Genomic DNA, 15,425 nt, shown 5'->3' with positions numbered 1-15,425 from the left:
CAAATATGGACGGCGCTGGTATCCGCAACGAATCTGCAACCAATTGGTTGCGATGCCCGCCCATTCATGACCCCCGTCGCCTGAAGGTGTTTCAGGAACAGTTCGAGCACTTTCTCGGAGGAATTCATATTGAGCCGCTGGACGGTCATCCGCTGGCGATGGAGACCACGGTAAGCCAATTTGACGATATATCTATCATGATTGGAGAGACATCTCCATCGCGCTGTACCCATCCAGTTTCCTCAGGCTCCGACGAGAGCGTCCTGTTATTAGGCATGTACCGGGGGCAGGGCTCCATGAAAACCCGCGACTGTGATTGGAGCATGGCCGGCGGCGATATGGTTTTTGCGGGTTCTGACGATCTGCGGTCAGTCGTCACGAACACAAATACGCATTTATGCCTGATTTCATTGAGCCGCGCACGCCTGACCTCCATGCGGGTCGATGCAGATGCCGCCATGCACCGTCCGCTGCGTGGACACTCGGCAGTGGGTATGCTGATGCGCTACGCATACCTGTTGCGCGACCATGGTGATCTTGCCACGCCCGAGTTGCGCCGTGCCGCCACATTGCATCTGCATGATCTCGCGGCCTTGGCCGCAGGCGCGACGGCGGACGTTGCCCACATGGCACAGGGTCGTGGAGTCCGCGCGGCTCGCCTGTTGGCTGTCAAACGCGACATAGCAACGCACTTCACAGATGCGTCGCTTTCCGTAGGGGGCGTAGCGCAACGCCTGGGCATAACGCCGCGTTATCTTCATATGTTGTTGGCCCGTGAGGGACTTGCTTTCAGCTCGTTGGTGATGGATCAACGTCTGGCACTGATACACCGCCAACTGACAGACTCTAGGCTGCGTGCTTGCTCTATCCAGACGCTTGCTTTCGACGCCGGTTTTGGCGATTTGTCCTACTTCAATCGCAGCTTCAAGCAGCGCTACGGAATGACGCCTTCTGAGGCGCGTGCACAGGAAGATGCCTCGCAATAGCGTGTGATCGACTCCAAGCAGAGGAGGCCGGCCGCTATCATTTTCCCGGAATGATGTGTTGCAGGTTTTGGAGCGCCCCGAGTTTCTGTGGCTGGCCTCTGGCCGTGAAAACCATTCACTCAATATGTGAAAAAAGTCTCGATCTCGTCATGTATGAGGAGTGCGATACCGGCGGTTTTCAAAGAAAAAGCAAAGAATGCAATAACTTGTAAGTGAGACTTTTGTTTCGCATTTCCCCTATCGAGGTGTTGTCATGTTCTTTGCTTCGCGTGTCGGTGGTGCTGTGGTCCTGCTGGCAGCAGCCCTCTTTGGCTCCAATCTGCAGGCCGCACCCGTATGGCTTCAGGTCAGCCCGGTGGGGACGTCAGGCACGAGTTTGACGGGGACCTTGGGCAGCATTCCCGTAACGCTGACAAGTTCGGGGTCAGCTGTCACGAGCACGCCCAGTGTCAATCCTCCCTACAACAGCTACGACATCTGGGATAACAACGCTACAGACGTCTTGGGCGGCAACACGGTGTACCCGAACGGTGCCGGGATATGGCCTGCATCGGCGATGGGCAACATGCAGTACGTCATTGCAGCCCGGCCTGTTGCAAGCCTTGTAACTTTGCGATTCGCCCACCCGGTGTTCAACCCCCAGGTGCTGATCTACAGTCTTGACAACTCGCATGTGGACTTTTCACAAACCACGAATTTTGTGGGCGGTCCTGCCAGCATTTCGGCCGTTACAAATACTTCTGCGCAGTTTGTTGCTGGCACCAAGCGGCTTGATCGCGGGCCAGTACCTGCTACCTTTCCGCGAGAAGGTTGCAGCAGAAGCACGGTAGCCGATCCGAATGTCCCGAGCGGGCGTGGGTGCGGGGTGTTGCAATTCCAGGGGTACTACTCGGAAATCAAGATGACTTTCGTCACAGACACAGGCGGCAATGACGGTGTCGGCTTCCAGGTGGGCTACGAGCCGAATGCTGCCAAGTCAGTCGAAGCGGTTCCGACGCTGGCGCCTGCGGGGCTGGCTGCTTTGGGGCTGATCATGGCCGGGTTTTTTGGGTGGCGCCGTCGTTCGCAAAGGTAAAGACCCGGCAAGGACAGCGCGTTGACGACCTGCCCTTGGTGCCGTCAGATCCGGGTTCAAGTTCGACATCCGAGTTCTTGTAGCATCGGTGGCCACGTTCCATGGCCCTTTCGCCAAACGCTTCATGAATTCGGAAACTCACTTGTCAGACCCACTTTCTCGCATCCGCCAGGATGTACAGGGCATGCACGCCTATGCAGTTCAGGATTCTGCGGGCATGCTGAAGCTGGACGCGATGGAAAACTCGCACCGCCTGCCATCTGCGCTTCGAGCTGAGCTGGGCCGCCGTCTGGGCGAGGTCGCCATCAATCGTTACCCCGGCGCGCGCGTTGAGGAGCTGAAACTGGCCCTGGCCCAGTATGCTGCGCTGCCTTCAGACTGGTCTTTGATGCTGGGCAATGGCTCGGATGAACTCATCAGCTTGCTGGCTATGGCCTTCGTAAGGCCAGGCTCGGCGCAAGATCCGGAGGTGATCCTGGCCCCTGTACCGGGCTTCGTGATGTACGGTATGAGTGCGCAGTTTCAGGGGCTGGCCTTTCACGGCGTCCCGCTCACCGACGCATTCGAACTGGATGAATCGGCCATGCTGGAGGCCATTGCTGAGCATCGCCCTGCAGTGCTCTATCTGGCTTACCCCAACAACCCTACTGGGACGCTCTGGAATCCCGGCGTGATTGATCGTCTGATAGATGCCCAGGGCGCGCAAGGGGGGCTGGTGGTCATGGATGAAGCCTACCAACCCTTTGCTGCCCGCAGCTGGATGGAATCGGTGCAGAAGGAGCCTGATCGGCACAAGCACGTCCTGATCATGCGCACGCTCAGCAAGTTCGGCCTGGCGGGTGTGCGTCTAGGATATCTCATGGGCCCCGCTGCCATCGTTCATCAGCTCGATAAATTGCGCCCACCGTATAACGTGAGTGTGCTGAACGCAGAATGCGCCTTGTTTGCCTTGGAGCACCAGGAGGTGTTTGCCGAGCAAGCTGTAGATATACGCGCTGAGCGTGAAAGGCTCGTCTCGGCTCTGAACGCTCTGCCTGGCGTACATGCTTATCCCAGCGAAGCGAATATGCTGCTGGTGCGCCTGCCAGACGCGGCGAAAACCTTCCAGGGCATGAAGGCGCGGAAGGTCTTGGTGAAGAACGTTTCTACAATGCATGCTTTACTGGCCAATTGCCTGCGTCTGACCGTAGGCACTCAGAGTGAAAATAAGCAGATGCTGGCCGCGCTGCAAGCCTCCCTATGAATAATCCACGTACCGCAGAAGTCACCCGCAACACCGCCGAGACCAAAATCAAGGTCAGCCTCAATCTGGACGGCAAAGGCCAGTCGCGCCTGGCCACGGGCATTGGCTTTTTTGACCACATGCTCGATCAGATTGCGCGCCACGGCATGATCGATCTGGATGTTCAGTGCGACGGCGATCTGCACATCGACGGCCACCACTCAGTGGAAGACGTTGGCATTGCCATCGGTCAGGCCGTTAAGGAGGCTGTGGGCGACAAAAAAGGCATCACCCGCTACGGACATAGCTACGTGCCCCTCGATGAGGCGCTGTCCAGAGTGGTGATCGACTTTTCGGGACGTCCAGGATTGATATCGGACGTGAAATTCACCAGCGGCATGATTGGCAGCTTCGACACCCAGTTATTCCACGAGTTCTTCCAGGGCTTCGTCAATCACGCATTCGTGACGCTGCACATTGACAACCTCAAGGGTGTCAACGCCCACCACCAGGCCGAAACGGTCTTCAAGGCTTTCGGCCGTGCACTTCGCATGGCACTGACGCCAGACCCCCGTGCCGAAGGGCAGATTCCCTCAACCAAGGGCGTGCTTTAAGCGCCTGTTCAAGGTCTGGGCGCGGAGCCCAGCGCCCCCGTTGCCAGCGCCAGCGTGACGGCAGCGGATTGAGCGGCGGCACGTGCGTCAGCCAGAAGCTGTCCAGCCTCGAGCAGTTGTGTCTCGGCCAAGGTGACGGCTGTCACGGTTCCTATTCCATGGCGGTAGGCGTCCGATGCCGCCTCCTGGGTCACCCTGGAGGCCATACGCAATTGCGTCGCGGCTTCTACAGACGCTAGCGCAGTAAAAAGCGCATCCTGAGCGACCACAATTTGCTGCACAGCCTGTTGGCGTACTCGGTCGAGACGTGCCTGGGCGGCCTCTACGCGCTGATAGGCCTGTAACTGCATGGATGCACGGGTTTCGCCGTCCCATAGCGGAATGGTGACCCCGATGAAGGCGCCAACCCCAGAGCCGCTCCCGGAGAGATTGAGCGTCGGGCCATCTTGCCCAAAGCCAGGAAAAGTCGTCACATTGGTTCCGCTGCTTCGTGAGGCGGAGGCTGCCAGGAATACTTTGGGCATTCGCGCCGCGTCCGTTGCTTTGGCGCCTGCACGGCTGGTTTGAAGCGTCGCATACGCAGCCTGGATGTCCGGACGGCGTGCAAGGGCGGCTGCCACAAGGCGCTCGATGGGTTCCTTGTCCGCAATGCCGAGGCGAGGTTCCGGAGCATCTGCCAGTTTCAGGGGTGTCAGCGGAGATATGCCCATGGCGGCAATCAGGGAGTGGTAGGTGTCGCGCTCTCTGCCATGGGCTTGTACCCTGGCAAGTTCCGCTTGAGCCACCGCTTGCTGGGCATGAGCCACTTCAAGTACGGTGCCAATACCTTGTTTGAAGCGTGCCTGGGCCGCTTCGAGAACCTGACGGCTGTTGGCCAAGGCGCCCTGCGCCACGCCGACGCGAGTTCGCGCCGCCCCATGGGCGTAGTAGGCCAGGCTAACGGCTTCGATGATTTGCTGATGGGCTGCGGTGAACCCAATGTGGGCGGCGATGGCTTCTTGCCCGGCTCCTTCGGCCAGGGCTTCGCGCTCGCCAAAGTCGAACAGCAGCCACTGAAGAGACAGTATGCCTGCGGCCGCGTGGCCATTTCTTTCGCTGTTGACAGACAGAGTTTGCCCACCAGCTTCTCCCTGCCGGTGCCGTGCGCCTGCCAGTACCGTGGCGGATAGCCTCGGCAGCCAGCTTCGCTGTGCAATCTCGGTCGTCGTGGCGGCATTTCGCGCTGCAATCCACGCGATCCGGGTGGCAGGGTGGTTGCGTTGCGCAAGATCTATCAACTCCGCCAGGGAATACGGATGGAGAGTATCGATACCTGGCGTCGGGATGAGCTCTGCCAGAGCTGGCTTTGGCGGCAGAACGAAATCCTTGGAGCTGGCGTTCGGTTGCCAGGCCGTATCCGGAGGACGAGGCGCCAGCTGGGCCGTGGGTGCTGCGCAGCCGCCAAGCATCCCCAGCGTGACAGAAAAGGCCAGGAGGCTACGGAGCCTTTGTGGGGATGGGGTTGACATTGCGTTGATTCTGTACGGCATCGATGGCCGCGGACAAGGGCTGCTGCAGCCATGAAGCTCTTGATTGGAACGCTAACTCTGGCGAAGCACTTGCGGTTTCGACCTGCCTTGCAAGCGAGTTCATCAGATGGCTCAGTGCGGGTTCACCGTCTTGCAGAACAAGCGGTCCTGCGAGTGCGTAAGTCGCCTCCAATGTCCTTTCACGCTGCGCTGTCCATTGCGGGGCAGGGCGCACGCTGGAGGGTTCGTAAGCCATCAGGGAGAGGTCCGCCGCCACGGCGGAATATCCGGCTTCGACTTTGGCCAGTTCGACATTGGCCGTGCGGGTCGCCGGTCCTTCAGCTATGCGCGCCAGACGGCGCAGCAGCAAAGCCAGCAGGGAGTCCACCCGAGTGGCCACGCTGACAGGCCATAGACGTGTGAAGACGAGATAGACGACAGCATTGCCGATCAAGATGCCAATGACCCGATCACGAGCAAGCCCCAGGTCGTAAGACGGTCCATTTCCCTGAAGCACGCAAAGGTAGAACGCGAAAGCGATCTGAAAGCCCGCGTAGGAGATGCGCGAGCTTCCGGCCGCCACCCAGCTCGCACCCAACGTGACCGCGAAGACCAGACCAAGCAGACCCGCCAGTCCCTCTATGGCTGGCAGGACCGTGAGCAACGCCAGCAGGCTGATGGCCGCGCCTATCAGGCAACCTGCGATGCGCAAACTCAGCTTCTGGACAGTTTCACCCGTGGTACTCAGCGCCACGATGAAGCACGTGATGAAGGCTGTGTGGATGCCATTCCAGCCTAGGGCGTGATAAAAAAGATAGCAAAACATCGCGGCACCGGTCGCTTTGATCGCAAAGCGCGTGTGCAGGGGGTTGCTGAAGGCATCAGCTGCGAAAAAGCCTGTGGGCGCCTGCGGGTCGGTAGCAGCCGGCTCATCCGAATCCGTGAAGTGGGCGAGCGTGTGGCGCAGCGCGAGCAGTGCGCGCTGGGCCGGCTCAGGCAGCGCAGTGGCGGAAAAGGCCGGTAACTCCACTTCAATGGGGTAAGCACCGCTCTTCAGGATGTGGGCCATGCCGTCCAGCGTGTCCGCCACGCTGGTTCGTACGTCCCGTATGGGCAAGCAATGGTCCAACAAATCCACGAGGACCAGCACGCGTGTGACAGACTCGCTGGCGTGGCTCAGCGCCTCGATAGTTTCGGCGGGGCTTGTGCGCTCAAGTCGGGCAAGCCGCAGCCAGGCCTGGATCTCTCCCGTGCCTTGCATGCGCATTTGTCGCAACTCATCGCGGCTCTCGTCGTCGGCAGCGCGAAGCACGGCTGCTGCGGCTGCCAGTCGGCGTGCCAATGCCGATTCCGCCAGACGGCGTGGCGCGGGCCCGATCAGCAGGTTGACAGCCGTCGACACGCCTACAGGTATGGCCACGATCAGCCAGGCATAGAGCAGGGCGCGCGTCGCCAACTCGCCTATGGGAAGCGCAGCAATGAGTGAGAGTGCATAGGTGGTGATCAAGGCCAAGATCCCGCCCACAGGTGCCAACTTGCTGGCCGAGGTCAGGAAAAACAAGGCAAACGCGATCAAAGTCATGCTGGCCAGCAAGGCAGCAGGCCTGCCAATCAAGCCGTTGGCCATCAGAGCGACCAGGCCGATGAGCAGCGATGCCAGCACCAGCATGCCCAATCCCACCACGACGCTGGTCGCGCGGTCGGCGCGGATCAGGAAAAATCCCACATAGGCAGTAAGCGCGACTTCTGGTGTGTGAAACCACTCGGCCACGGCCACGCTCAGCGTGCAGATCAGAGCCAGGCGCAGAGCGAACTCAAGGCGCCCCGGCGTGGGGCGCAGGAGGGCAGGCAGGGAGCGTACGCCGGGCATCAGCGCATTGAATGGGGCAGATTCAAGGGCAGGCGCTGCCATGGCGGATCTCCACCACCGCGCTTGCCCCCAGGCGCATCAGGGAGTCGGGCGGTTCATTCAATTCGATCCGAACCGGAAAACGCTGTGCCACACGGACCCAGTTCATGGATTTCTGCACATAAGGAAGACTTCGGGGCAGGGCAATGCGATCTGCATCCAATACGCCCGCTCCAATGCCCTGAACCGTGCCTCGAAGTGCTTTGCGTCGGTCGATCATGGAATACACCGTCGCGCAGTCTCCCTCGGAAATTTTGGAGAGATCCGACTCACGCATATTTGCCACGGCGGACCATTCGTTGGACACCACCAGGGTGAAAAGGGATTGAGAGGGCACCACGATTTCTCCGCTGGTCACGGTCAGTCCCACGACACGCCCATCATGGGGTGCGCGCACAGTCGCACTGGCGAGCGCATGCCGTGCCAGACCCAAGGCCGCTTCTCGCGCACGCACTGTCGCCAGACCTGCGTCATCTGTTCCCACGGCATGCCCTGCTGCACGCGCCTGCTCCTGGGCCTGGCGCAAGCTCGTCTGGGCGTCGCGCTCTGCCGTTTCAGCTTGATCCAACTGCTGCTGCGGAACATAGCCCTTGGCCGCCAGGGGGCGCAACCGCTCTACAGTGCGCTGCGCAAGGGCCAGATTGGTTTGCGCTCTGCGCGTCTGGTCTGTTGCTTGAGACACGGCTGAGCGTTGCGTGTGGACACCGCGTTGCTGTGTCGCCAGCGTTGCACGGGCCAGAGCCAGGTCGGCTTCTGCCTGATTGACGGCCAGTTGCAGGGGTTCCGGGTCAATCTGGAACAGCTCTTCACCCGCCCGGACGCTGGTGTTTTCTTTCACCGCAATGCGGCTGATGCGACCACCGACGGTTGAGGCGATGTGCACCACCTCAGCGTCCAGGGTGGCATCATCGGAAGAAACCATCTGATCTTTCTGATGCAACAGCCAGGCGCCCGCCCCTATGGCGGATGCCACGAGAACGATCACGACAGCGCGCCGCCACTTGATGGGACGATGTTGGCCAGCAGCTTTCATGGCAGTGCTCCCAGAGCGAAAAACCACAAAGCCAATGCCAGCAGAAACCCGCTTGAAAGGCACAGAGCCAGCGGCCAAGGCCAGGTTGGCCCCGCGCCCATGAGAACCATGATGGCGCGTACGACTACTGCCAGCATGCCCCAGAGCATTGCAAACAGCAACCAGGAAGGAAAGTAAGCGCCAAGGAAAATGTGGCTGGGCGCGCTGGATGAGCTGCAGCCTGCAAGGGCCAGGCTCAATGTGGCGCAAGCGGCCTGCTTGCAGATGAAGTGGTCAGAACGCATGAACCTATGCACCTTGGGTGAGCGGCAGGCCGGATGGGGCCTGCTATTGGCAATCCAAACCTCGAAATCCTTGCGGGCTTTCCGAATGGCGATTTCGCCCAGATGAGGCCAATCATGGTAACTCACCGCGCTGGAAAGGCTATGGCGCATCCCGAATGGCGGCCGCCGAAAACTGAATAAAATCATCGTTCTGCGCTACGTATAAGCGCGTTGAATTATGAATGCTTTAGCTAACAAGACTGTTGCGGTGATTGATTACGGCATGGGCAACCTGCGCTCTGTGGCGCAAGCCGTCATGCATGCCACTGCGGATACGCGCGTCAAGGCGGTCGTGACCTCTGATGCGAATGTGGTCAGGCAAGCACATCGCGTGGTCCTTCCCGGCCAGGGGGCTATGGCAGACTGTATGCAGCAACTTCGTGCTTCTGGCTTGCTTGAAGCGGTTCTGGACGCCGCCAACACCAAGCCTCTCTTTGGCGTTTGTGTGGGCATGCAGATGCTGCTGGATCACAGTGCAGAGGGTCATACCGTGGAAGGTACTCCCGGCTTGGGGCTGATACCCGGGCAAGTGGTGAAGTTCGACATGGCCGGGCGCACCGCACCGGATGGCAGCCGTTTCAAGGTTCCGCAAATGGGGTGGAACCGCGTCAAACAGGCGCAACCCCATGCAGTGTGGGACGGTGTTCCTGACGACAGTTGGTACTACTTCGTCCACAGCTACTATGCCCGCCCGTCCCAGGCGCAGCATTGCGTCGGTCTGGCAGACTATGGTGGGGGCTTTGCAGCCGCCATTGCGCGCGATAATATTTTCGCTACTCAATTCCACCCTGAGAAGAGTGCCGCTCAAGGGCTAGCCCTTTATCGCAACTTCCTTCACTGGGAACCTTGAATCCAAGGCCACCTGGGCAGATGCCCGCGCATGGGGCGCGGGCAACACGCCTGGGCTCACGCAACGCTTCATCTAATTGCCATGCTATTGATTCCCGCCATTGACCTCAAAGACGGCCACTGCGTTCGCCTCAAACAAGGGGATATGGACCAAGCCACCACTTTCAGCGAAGACCCGGCCGCCATGGCTGCGAAATGGCTGGAGCGCGGAGCGCGCCGCCTGCATCTGGTTGATCTCAATGGCGCTTTTGCGGGCAAACCGCAGAACATGGGCGCCATCAAGTCCATCCTGAAAGAAGTGGGCGAAGATATTCCGGTGCAACTGGGCGGCGGCATTCGCGATCTGGACACGATCGAGCGCTATGTCGACGCGGGCATGGCCTATGTGATCATAGGCACGGCGGCCGTGAAAAACCCTGGCTTTCTGAAAGACGCCTGCACCGCCTTTGCGGGTCACATCATTGTCGGCCTGGATGCCAAGGACGGCAAGGTGGCCACCGACGGCTGGAGCAAGCTCACCGGGCACGAGGTGATTGATCTGGCCAAGAAATTCGAAGACTGGGGTGTCGAAAGCATCATCTACACCGACATTGGCCGGGACGGCATGCTGAGCGGCATCAATATCGACGCCACCGTCAAACTCGCGCAAGCGCTGAGCATCCCTGTCATTGCCTCCGGTGGGCTCTCCAACATGGCTGATATTGAAGCTCTGTGTGCGGTAGAGAGTGAAGGCGTTCAGGGCGTTATCTGCGGCCGAGCGGTCTACAGCGGCGACCTCGACTTTGCCGAGGCCCAAGAGCGGGCTGATGAACTCAACGGCTAGAGAAGGTGTGAACGAATCCCTCATGCCCGCCTTGACCGCCAAAAACCACCCGCTCGGCGTTACAAATGCTCGCCGTAGCCCAAGCTACGTCTGCGCTTTGCGCCTTGATCGGGCGGCTTTTGACGGCCCTTTCGAGCACGCAGGATTCATTCACACCTTCTGATCGCTATCTCCATGCTTGCCAAACGAATCATCCCTTGCCTGGACGTCACCGGCGGCCGAGTGGTCAAAGGCGTCAATTTTGTCGAACTCAGAGACGCTGGCGATCCTGTGGAAATTGCCGCCCGCTACAACGAGCAGGGCGCAGACGAATTGACGTTTCTGGACATCACCGCTACGAGCGACGGGCGTGACCTGATCTTGCACATCATCGAGTCGGTGGCTTCGCAGGTTTTCATACCTTTGACCGTCGGAGGGGGTGTCCGCACGGTGGACGATGTCCGCAGGCTACTCAATGCTGGAGCGGACAAGACAAGTTTCAATTCTGCTGCCATCTCCAATCCACAGGTCATCCGCGATGCGTCTGCCAAATACGGCGCCCAATGCATCGTGGTGGCCATTGACGCCAAGCGCAGGCTTGGTGACGACCTGCGCGAGCGGGGTCCAGGCTGGGACGTCTACAGCCATGGTGGCCGCAAGAACACCGGCCTTGACGCTGTTGAATGGGCGTGCCGAATGGCCGAGTACGGCGCAGGAGAAATCCTGCTCACCAGCATGGACCGTGACGGCACCAAGTCGGGGTTTGATCTCGAACTGACCCGCGCTGTGTCCGATGCGGTCACAGTACCTGTCATCGCTTCAGGCGGGGTGGGTACACTTGACGATTTGGCTGACGGCGTTCAGATCGGCGGCGCCGACGCTGTACTGGCGGCCAGCATTTTTCACTACGGGGAATTCACGGTAGCCCAGGCCAAACATCGCATGGCCGAACGGGGCATTACCGTACGCACTTGAAGGTACGCGCTCATTCGCATGCTGGCAGGCTCGTAGTGAAGTCCAGGGACGGATTCTTATCCAACAATCAAAAATAGGAGAAACATTTTGACGACAGCGAGCATGCAGGAATTTTTGGATACAGTTACACAGCGCGATCCGCACCAACCCGAGTTTCTGCAAGCCGTCAAGGAGGTTGTCGTCAGTCTCTGGCCATTCCTTGAAAAGAACCCGAAGTACCGTGAGCACGGTATTTTGGAGCGGTTGGTCGAACCCGACCGCGCCATTCAGTTTCGCGTGAGCTGGGTGGACGACAAGGGCCAGACACAGGTCAATCGCGCCTTCCGCGTGCAGCACAGCATGGCCATTGGGCCCTACAAAGGCGGCATGCGTTTTCACCCGTCGGTCAACCTCTCCATTCTGAAGTTTCTGGGCTTCGAGCAAACCTTCAAGAACGCCTTGACAACCCTGCCCATGGGCGGTGGCAAGGGCGGCTCCGACTTTGATCCCAAAGGCAAGAGCGACGGCGAAGTGATGCGTTTCTGCCAGGCCTTGATGACCGAGCTGTATCGTCATCTCGGTCCGGACACCGATGTGCCTGCGGGCGATATTGGCGTAGGCGCGCGTGAAGTGGGCTTCATGGCCGGCATGATGAAAAAGCTGTCCAATGACGCCAGCAGCGTGTTCACTGGCAAGGGCATCGCCTTTGGCGGTAGTTTGATGCGCCCTGAAGCTACAGGCTACGGCACAGTGTATTTCGCCCAGGAGATGCTTCGTCGCAAGCAAATGGGCTTTGAAAACCGCAGCGTCAGTATTTCGGGCTCTGGCAATGTGGCGCAGTACGCTGCCGAAAAAGCCATGGAACTGGGGGCGAAGATCATCACCCTCTCGGACTCTGGCGGCACCCTGGTGCACGAAGCAGGTCTCACCCATGGCATGCTGGAAGACCTCATGGAATGGAAAAACGTCAAGCGTGGGCGCTTGGCCGATTTCTGCAGCCTGCACAAGATCAAGTTCGAAGCAGACAAGAACCCGTGGCATGTGCCGGTCGATATTGCGCTTCCCTGCGCCACGCAGAACGAACTGGACGGAGCAGATGCCAAGCACCTTATTGCCAACGGCGTGGTGTGTGTGGCTGAAGGCGCCAACATGCCCAGCACGCTGGATGCGGTGGATCACTTCCTGGAAGCCGGTACGCTCTATGCCCCTGGCAAGGCCAGCAACGCGGGTGGGGTGGCTACTTCAGGTCTGGAAATGAGTCAGAACGCCATGCGTCTGTCCTGGTCGCACAGTGAGGTGGATCTGCGTCTGCACGAAATCATGAAAGACATCCACGGCAACTGCGTGCGCCACGGTGAGCGCTCGGACGGCAGCGTCAACTACGTTGAAGGTGCCAACGTGGCCGGTTTCGTCAAGATTGCAGATGCCATGCTGTCGCAAGGCGTTCTCTGAGAGCGTGTTTCTGATCCTTTTGAGTCAACCTGGCCAAGGGCCGCTGGAGTGTCATGAACTGGCTCGATGAAATCCGTTGGGATGCCCAAGGCCTGGTGCCGGTGATTGCGCAAGAGCAATCATCCGGTGACGTGCTCATGTTTGCGTGGATGAACCGCGAGGCGCTCGCCAAGACGGCAGAGACCGGGCGCGCCGTGTACTACAGCCGTTCGCGCGGCAAACTTTGGCCCAAAGGCGAAGAGTCAGGCCATGTGCAGACTGTGCATGAAATCCGCATGGATTGCGACAATGACGTCGTACTTTTGAAGGTGACTCAGCTCGGTCATGAGCCTGGTATAGCCTGCCATACCGGTCGCCACAGCTGCTTTTTCCAGAAATTTGAACAGGGCGCCTGGGTCTCGGTCGAGCCGGTCTTGAAAGATCCAGCAACCATCTACAAATAAGGGTATGAGTTCAGAAGACACCCTGGCCCGCCTGGCCGCCGTCATTGAAAGCCGTAAGCCATTGGCAGGGGGCGATGCGTCTTCAAGCTATGTGGCGCGATTGCTGGCCAAAGGCCCCGATGCATTTCTGAAGAAAATCGGCGAAGAGGCTACGGAGGTCGTCATGGCGGCCAAAGATGCCGATCATGGGGGCGATTCCTCGAAAATCGTCTATGAAGTGGCCGATCTCTGGTTTCACAGCATGATTGCGCTGGCGCACTATGGTTTTTCGCCTGCGGATGTAGTCAATGAACTGGCACGCCGCGAAGGCGTGAGCGGCATTGAGGAAAAAGCCTTGCGCAAGGCTGTTGCGCGTGACGCTGACGAAGAAGGATCCAAGTCATGAGCAAAGACATCATCGACGTGCAAGCCATCGACACTGAACGTAATCAGTCTCTCAAGACATGGGGCTGGGTGAGCTACATCCTGCACTTGATCGTCGCGGTGGCCGCTGTCGTGCCCGGCGCGCAGGTCAGTATTGCCCTGCTGCTGATTGCCTTGGTCATCGACCTGGTGAAAAAGGGTGATGCCGCCGGAACCTGGCAGGAGAGCCACTTCAGCTGGCGTATCCGCTCGGTGATCTGGGCCGGTATCCTGTATCTCGTCACGGCCCCCTTGTTTATTCTGTTGTATTTGCCAGGCGCCATCGCCTGGGCCATCATTTCCCTGTGGTTCCTCTACCGCATCGTCAAAGGCATGGTGCGCATGAACGCCAATCAGGCGGTCGATGCCTGACGAAGGCTCTGCCGCAGGTGGCGCCGGAGGGCATCCCGGGCGCCAAAGCAAGACTGTCAATCTGGCTCTCCAGGGCGGCGGTTCGCATGGCGCTTTCACCTGGGGTGTGCTGGATGCGCTTTTGGAGGATGGTCGCATCGACTTTGAAGGCATCAGTGGCACCAGCGCCGGGGCCATGAACGCGGTTGTATTGGCTCACGCGCTCGCCAAGGCTAGAGTCGAAGGCGTGGGGGATCAGGGTGCACGTGAGGCTGCTCGTGCGGCTCTCTCGCGGTTCTGGGAAGGCGTCGGGGTGCTGGGAACCTTCATGGCCGGCCTGCCCTTGCCCGCTGCACAGGCCATGGCCAGCATGTTCACGCAATGGTTTTCGCCTTCTCAGGTCAACCCGCTGGGGCTCAACCCCCTGCGTCAATTGCTGGAGCGGGAAGTCGATTTCGATCTGCTCACCAAGCACGGCCATATCAAGATATTCGTGACAGCCACCAATGTGCGCACGGGCCGAGGAGATATTTTCAGCGGTGCGCGCGTGTCTGCAGACGCCGTGATGGCCTCTGCCTGCCTGCCCAGCCTGTTTCAGGCGGTGCAAATCGAAGGCGAGCACTACTGGGATGGCGGGTTTTCTGGCAATCCTGCGATCTACCCCTTGATTTATGACACCAAGTCCTGCGACGTGGTGCTGGTTCAAATCAACCCCGTCGAAACGCCTTACATACCGGGCGCTTCATCGCAGGAAATCATGGAGCGGGTCAACGAGATCACATTCAACGCCCCGCTGCTGGCAGAAATGAGGGCGATTGAATTCGTCCGGCGGCTCCTGGCCGAGGGCCGGCTGGATCCGGACCGCTACAAGAACGTGTTGTTGCACCGGGTCGATGGTGGAACCGCGTTGGCGGAATTTGGCGCCAATTCCAAATCTCGCGCGGACACCCCGTTTCTGCGCCGGCTTTTCGATCTCGGTCGTACGACGGGCAAACAGTGGCTCAAGCAACACCTGCGTGACGTCGGGGTACGATCGAGCGCAGAACACACTCACAGACCATGAACGCTACTCACGACCCCAATTGCATCTTTTGCAAAATCATCGCTGGACAGATTCCATCCCGAAAAATCTATGAAGATGATGAGCTGTTCGCGTTTCATGACATTGCGCCATGGGCTCCCGTTCATTTCATGATCATTCCCAAGACGCATATTCCCTCGATGGCACAGGTCGGGCCTGAACATGAGGCTTTGTTGGGCCGATTGATGGTGCTGGCACCCAAGCTTGCACTTGAACAGGGGTGCCGTCCTTATCCAGAGGGCGGTTTCCGCATTGTGACAAATACAGGCGCTGAGGGCGGCCAGGAAGTGCATCACCTGCATGTTCACGTCATGGGAGGTCCGCGTCCATGGTTGCGCGGGTAAGCGTTTAAGGCCAAGATGGCCAATTAAAAGTCTAATGAAGGCCCCAGGGGAACCCGAATGCCTTCGTCGGCGTCTAA

17 protein-coding genes are annotated in these 15,425 nt (G+C 59.3%); 13 read left to right on the top strand and 4 right to left on the bottom strand.

The genetic code is table 11. The annotated features are described in order from the left end of the window. Window positions 1-5: 5 nt before the first annotated feature. From ABIE13_RS18985 to hisB, 4 genes are all read left to right on the top strand, one after another. Window positions 6-986 carry a helix-turn-helix transcriptional regulator gene (locus tag ABIE13_RS18985; protein ID WP_354446298.1) on the top strand — a complete coding sequence of 327 codons (981 nt, stop codon included), beginning with the start codon at window positions 6-8 and terminating at the stop codon, window positions 984-986. Window positions 987-1,239: 253 nt separating this feature from the next. Continuing rightward, complete coding sequence (locus ABIE13_RS18980; RefSeq protein ID WP_354446296.1) at window positions 1,240-2,061, top strand: hypothetical protein; 822 nt, start codon at window positions 1,240-1,242, stop codon at window positions 2,059-2,061. Window positions 2,062-2,185: 124 nt separating this feature from the next. After that, entirely contained in the window at window positions 2,186-3,304 is a 1,119-nt protein-coding gene (hisC, locus tag ABIE13_RS18975) for a histidinol-phosphate transaminase (RefSeq protein ID WP_354446294.1), read from the top strand. Continuing rightward, a complete protein-coding gene (hisB, locus tag ABIE13_RS18970) occupies window positions 3,301-3,897 on the top strand; it encodes an imidazoleglycerol-phosphate dehydratase HisB (protein WP_354446292.1) in 597 nt (198 codons plus the stop codon). Before hisC ends, hisB begins: the two co-directional genes overlap by 4 nt. An 8-nt stretch (window positions 3,898-3,905) precedes the next feature. Here the strand turns inward: hisB and ABIE13_RS18965 are convergent, their stop codons facing one another. Genes ABIE13_RS18965 through ABIE13_RS18950 form a run of 4 tightly spaced genes read right to left on the bottom strand, consistent with a single transcriptional unit; the run spans window position 3,906 to window position 8,631 of the window. Further along, entirely contained in the window at window positions 3,906-5,405 is a 1,500-nt protein-coding gene (locus ABIE13_RS18965; RefSeq protein ID WP_354446290.1) for a TolC family protein, read from the bottom strand. Further along, on the bottom strand, window positions 5,374-7,317 hold the full coding sequence (locus ABIE13_RS18960; protein WP_354446288.1) for an FUSC family protein: 1,944 nt from the start codon (window positions 7,315-7,317) through the stop codon (window positions 5,374-5,376). Before ABIE13_RS18960 ends, ABIE13_RS18965 begins: the two co-directional genes overlap by 32 nt. Then, entirely contained in the window at window positions 7,298-8,347 is a 1,050-nt protein-coding gene (gene mdtN / locus ABIE13_RS18955; protein ID WP_354446286.1) for a multidrug transporter subunit MdtN, read from the bottom strand. The genes ABIE13_RS18960 and mdtN overlap by 20 nt, the downstream gene beginning before the upstream one ends. Beyond that, the gene (locus tag ABIE13_RS18950) at window positions 8,344-8,631 is read right to left on the bottom strand and encodes a hypothetical protein (RefSeq protein ID WP_354446284.1); all 288 of its coding nucleotides are present in this window, start codon (window positions 8,629-8,631) and stop codon (window positions 8,344-8,346) included. The genes mdtN and ABIE13_RS18950 overlap by 4 nt, the downstream gene beginning before the upstream one ends. Window positions 8,632-8,848: 217 nt before the next feature. Here ABIE13_RS18950 and hisH point away from each other — a divergent pair, with 217 nt between their 5' ends. From hisH to ABIE13_RS18905, 9 genes are all read left to right on the top strand, one after another. Then, a complete protein-coding gene (gene hisH, locus ABIE13_RS18945; protein WP_354446282.1) occupies window positions 8,849-9,520 on the top strand; it encodes an imidazole glycerol phosphate synthase subunit HisH in 672 nt (223 codons plus the stop codon). An 81-nt stretch (window positions 9,521-9,601) separates the two neighbouring features. After that, complete coding sequence (gene hisA / locus ABIE13_RS18940) at window positions 9,602-10,342, top strand: 1-(5-phosphoribosyl)-5-[(5-phosphoribosylamino)methylideneamino]imidazole-4-carboxamide isomerase (protein WP_354446280.1); 741 nt, start codon at window positions 9,602-9,604, stop codon at window positions 10,340-10,342. A 174-nt stretch (window positions 10,343-10,516) separates the two neighbouring features. After that, complete coding sequence (gene hisF / locus ABIE13_RS18935) at window positions 10,517-11,296, top strand: imidazole glycerol phosphate synthase subunit HisF (protein WP_354446278.1); 780 nt, start codon at window positions 10,517-10,519, stop codon at window positions 11,294-11,296. Between the two features lie 102 nt (window positions 11,297-11,398). Continuing rightward, the gene (gene gdhA / locus ABIE13_RS18930) at window positions 11,399-12,727 is read left to right on the top strand and encodes an NADP-specific glutamate dehydrogenase (protein WP_436278444.1); all 1,329 of its coding nucleotides are present in this window, start codon (window positions 11,399-11,401) and stop codon (window positions 12,725-12,727) included. Window positions 12,728-12,780: 53 nt separating this feature from the next. After that, entirely contained in the window at window positions 12,781-13,170 is a 390-nt protein-coding gene (gene hisI / locus ABIE13_RS18925; RefSeq protein ID WP_354446274.1) for a phosphoribosyl-AMP cyclohydrolase, read from the top strand. Between the two features lie 4 nt (window positions 13,171-13,174). Beyond that, entirely contained in the window at window positions 13,175-13,555 is a 381-nt protein-coding gene (locus tag ABIE13_RS18920; RefSeq protein ID WP_436278442.1) for a phosphoribosyl-ATP diphosphatase, read from the top strand. Beyond that, entirely contained in the window at window positions 13,552-13,944 is a 393-nt protein-coding gene (locus ABIE13_RS18915) for a DUF4870 family protein (protein WP_354446272.1), read from the top strand. Before ABIE13_RS18920 ends, ABIE13_RS18915 begins: the two co-directional genes overlap by 4 nt. Beyond that, window positions 13,937-14,986, top strand: a complete 1,050-nt coding sequence (locus ABIE13_RS18910; RefSeq protein WP_354446270.1) for a patatin-like phospholipase family protein — start codon at window positions 13,937-13,939, stop codon at window positions 14,984-14,986. Before ABIE13_RS18915 ends, ABIE13_RS18910 begins: the two co-directional genes overlap by 8 nt. After that, window positions 14,983-15,348 (top strand): histidine triad nucleotide-binding protein, encoded by a 366-nt coding sequence (locus tag ABIE13_RS18905; RefSeq protein WP_354446268.1) that lies wholly within the window; start codon window positions 14,983-14,985, stop codon window positions 15,346-15,348. Before ABIE13_RS18910 ends, ABIE13_RS18905 begins: the two co-directional genes overlap by 4 nt. The last annotated feature ends 77 nt before the right edge of the window (window positions 15,349-15,425 follow it).

It is taken from the genome of Ottowia thiooxydans, assembly GCF_040548795.1.
GTDB lineage: Bacteria > Pseudomonadota > Gammaproteobacteria > Burkholderiales > Burkholderiaceae_C > Ottowia > Ottowia thiooxydans_A.
Note: the sequence above shows the minus strand (reverse complement) of the source record. Positions and strands in the feature narration are given on the sequence as shown.

Excerpts from the sequence above, each read along its gene's own strand:
- gdhA (WP_436278444.1), top strand. The coding sequence starts at position 11,399 with ATGCAGGAATTTTTGGATACAGTTACACAGCGCGATCCGCACCAACCC.
- ABIE13_RS18950 (WP_354446284.1), bottom strand. The coding sequence starts at position 8,631 with ATGCGTTCTGACCACTTCATCTGCAAGCAGGCCGCTTGCGCCACATTG.
- hisI (WP_354446274.1), top strand. The coding sequence starts at position 12,781 with ATGAACTGGCTCGATGAAATCCGTTGGGATGCCCAAGGCCTGGTGCCG.
- ABIE13_RS18920 (WP_436278442.1), top strand. The coding sequence starts at position 13,175 with ATGAGTTCAGAAGACACCCTGGCCCGCCTGGCCGCCGTCATTGAAAGC.
- hisF (WP_354446278.1), top strand. The coding sequence starts at position 10,517 with ATGCTTGCCAAACGAATCATCCCTTGCCTGGACGTCACCGGCGGCCGA.
- hisA (WP_354446280.1), top strand. The coding sequence starts at position 9,602 with ATGCTATTGATTCCCGCCATTGACCTCAAAGACGGCCACTGCGTTCGC.
- mdtN (WP_354446286.1), bottom strand. The coding sequence starts at position 8,347 with ATGAAAGCTGCTGGCCAACATCGTCCCATCAAGTGGCGGCGCGCTGTC.
- ABIE13_RS18905 (WP_354446268.1), top strand. The coding sequence starts at position 14,983 with ATGAACGCTACTCACGACCCCAATTGCATCTTTTGCAAAATCATCGCT.
- hisB (WP_354446292.1), top strand. The coding sequence starts at position 3,301 with ATGAATAATCCACGTACCGCAGAAGTCACCCGCAACACCGCCGAGACC.
- ABIE13_RS18915 (WP_354446272.1), top strand. The coding sequence starts at position 13,552 with ATGAGCAAAGACATCATCGACGTGCAAGCCATCGACACTGAACGTAAT.
- ABIE13_RS18980 (WP_354446296.1), top strand. The coding sequence starts at position 1,240 with ATGTTCTTTGCTTCGCGTGTCGGTGGTGCTGTGGTCCTGCTGGCAGCA.
- ABIE13_RS18965 (WP_354446290.1), bottom strand. The coding sequence starts at position 5,405 with ATGTCAACCCCATCCCCACAAAGGCTCCGTAGCCTCCTGGCCTTTTCT.
- hisC (WP_354446294.1), top strand. The coding sequence starts at position 2,186 with ATGAATTCGGAAACTCACTTGTCAGACCCACTTTCTCGCATCCGCCAG.
- ABIE13_RS18910 (WP_354446270.1), top strand. The coding sequence starts at position 13,937 with ATGCCTGACGAAGGCTCTGCCGCAGGTGGCGCCGGAGGGCATCCCGGG.
- ABIE13_RS18960 (WP_354446288.1), bottom strand. The coding sequence starts at position 7,317 with ATGGCAGCGCCTGCCCTTGAATCTGCCCCATTCAATGCGCTGATGCCC.
- ABIE13_RS18985 (WP_354446298.1), top strand. The coding sequence starts at position 6 with ATGGACGGCGCTGGTATCCGCAACGAATCTGCAACCAATTGGTTGCGA.
- hisH (WP_354446282.1), top strand. The coding sequence starts at position 8,849 with ATGAATGCTTTAGCTAACAAGACTGTTGCGGTGATTGATTACGGCATG.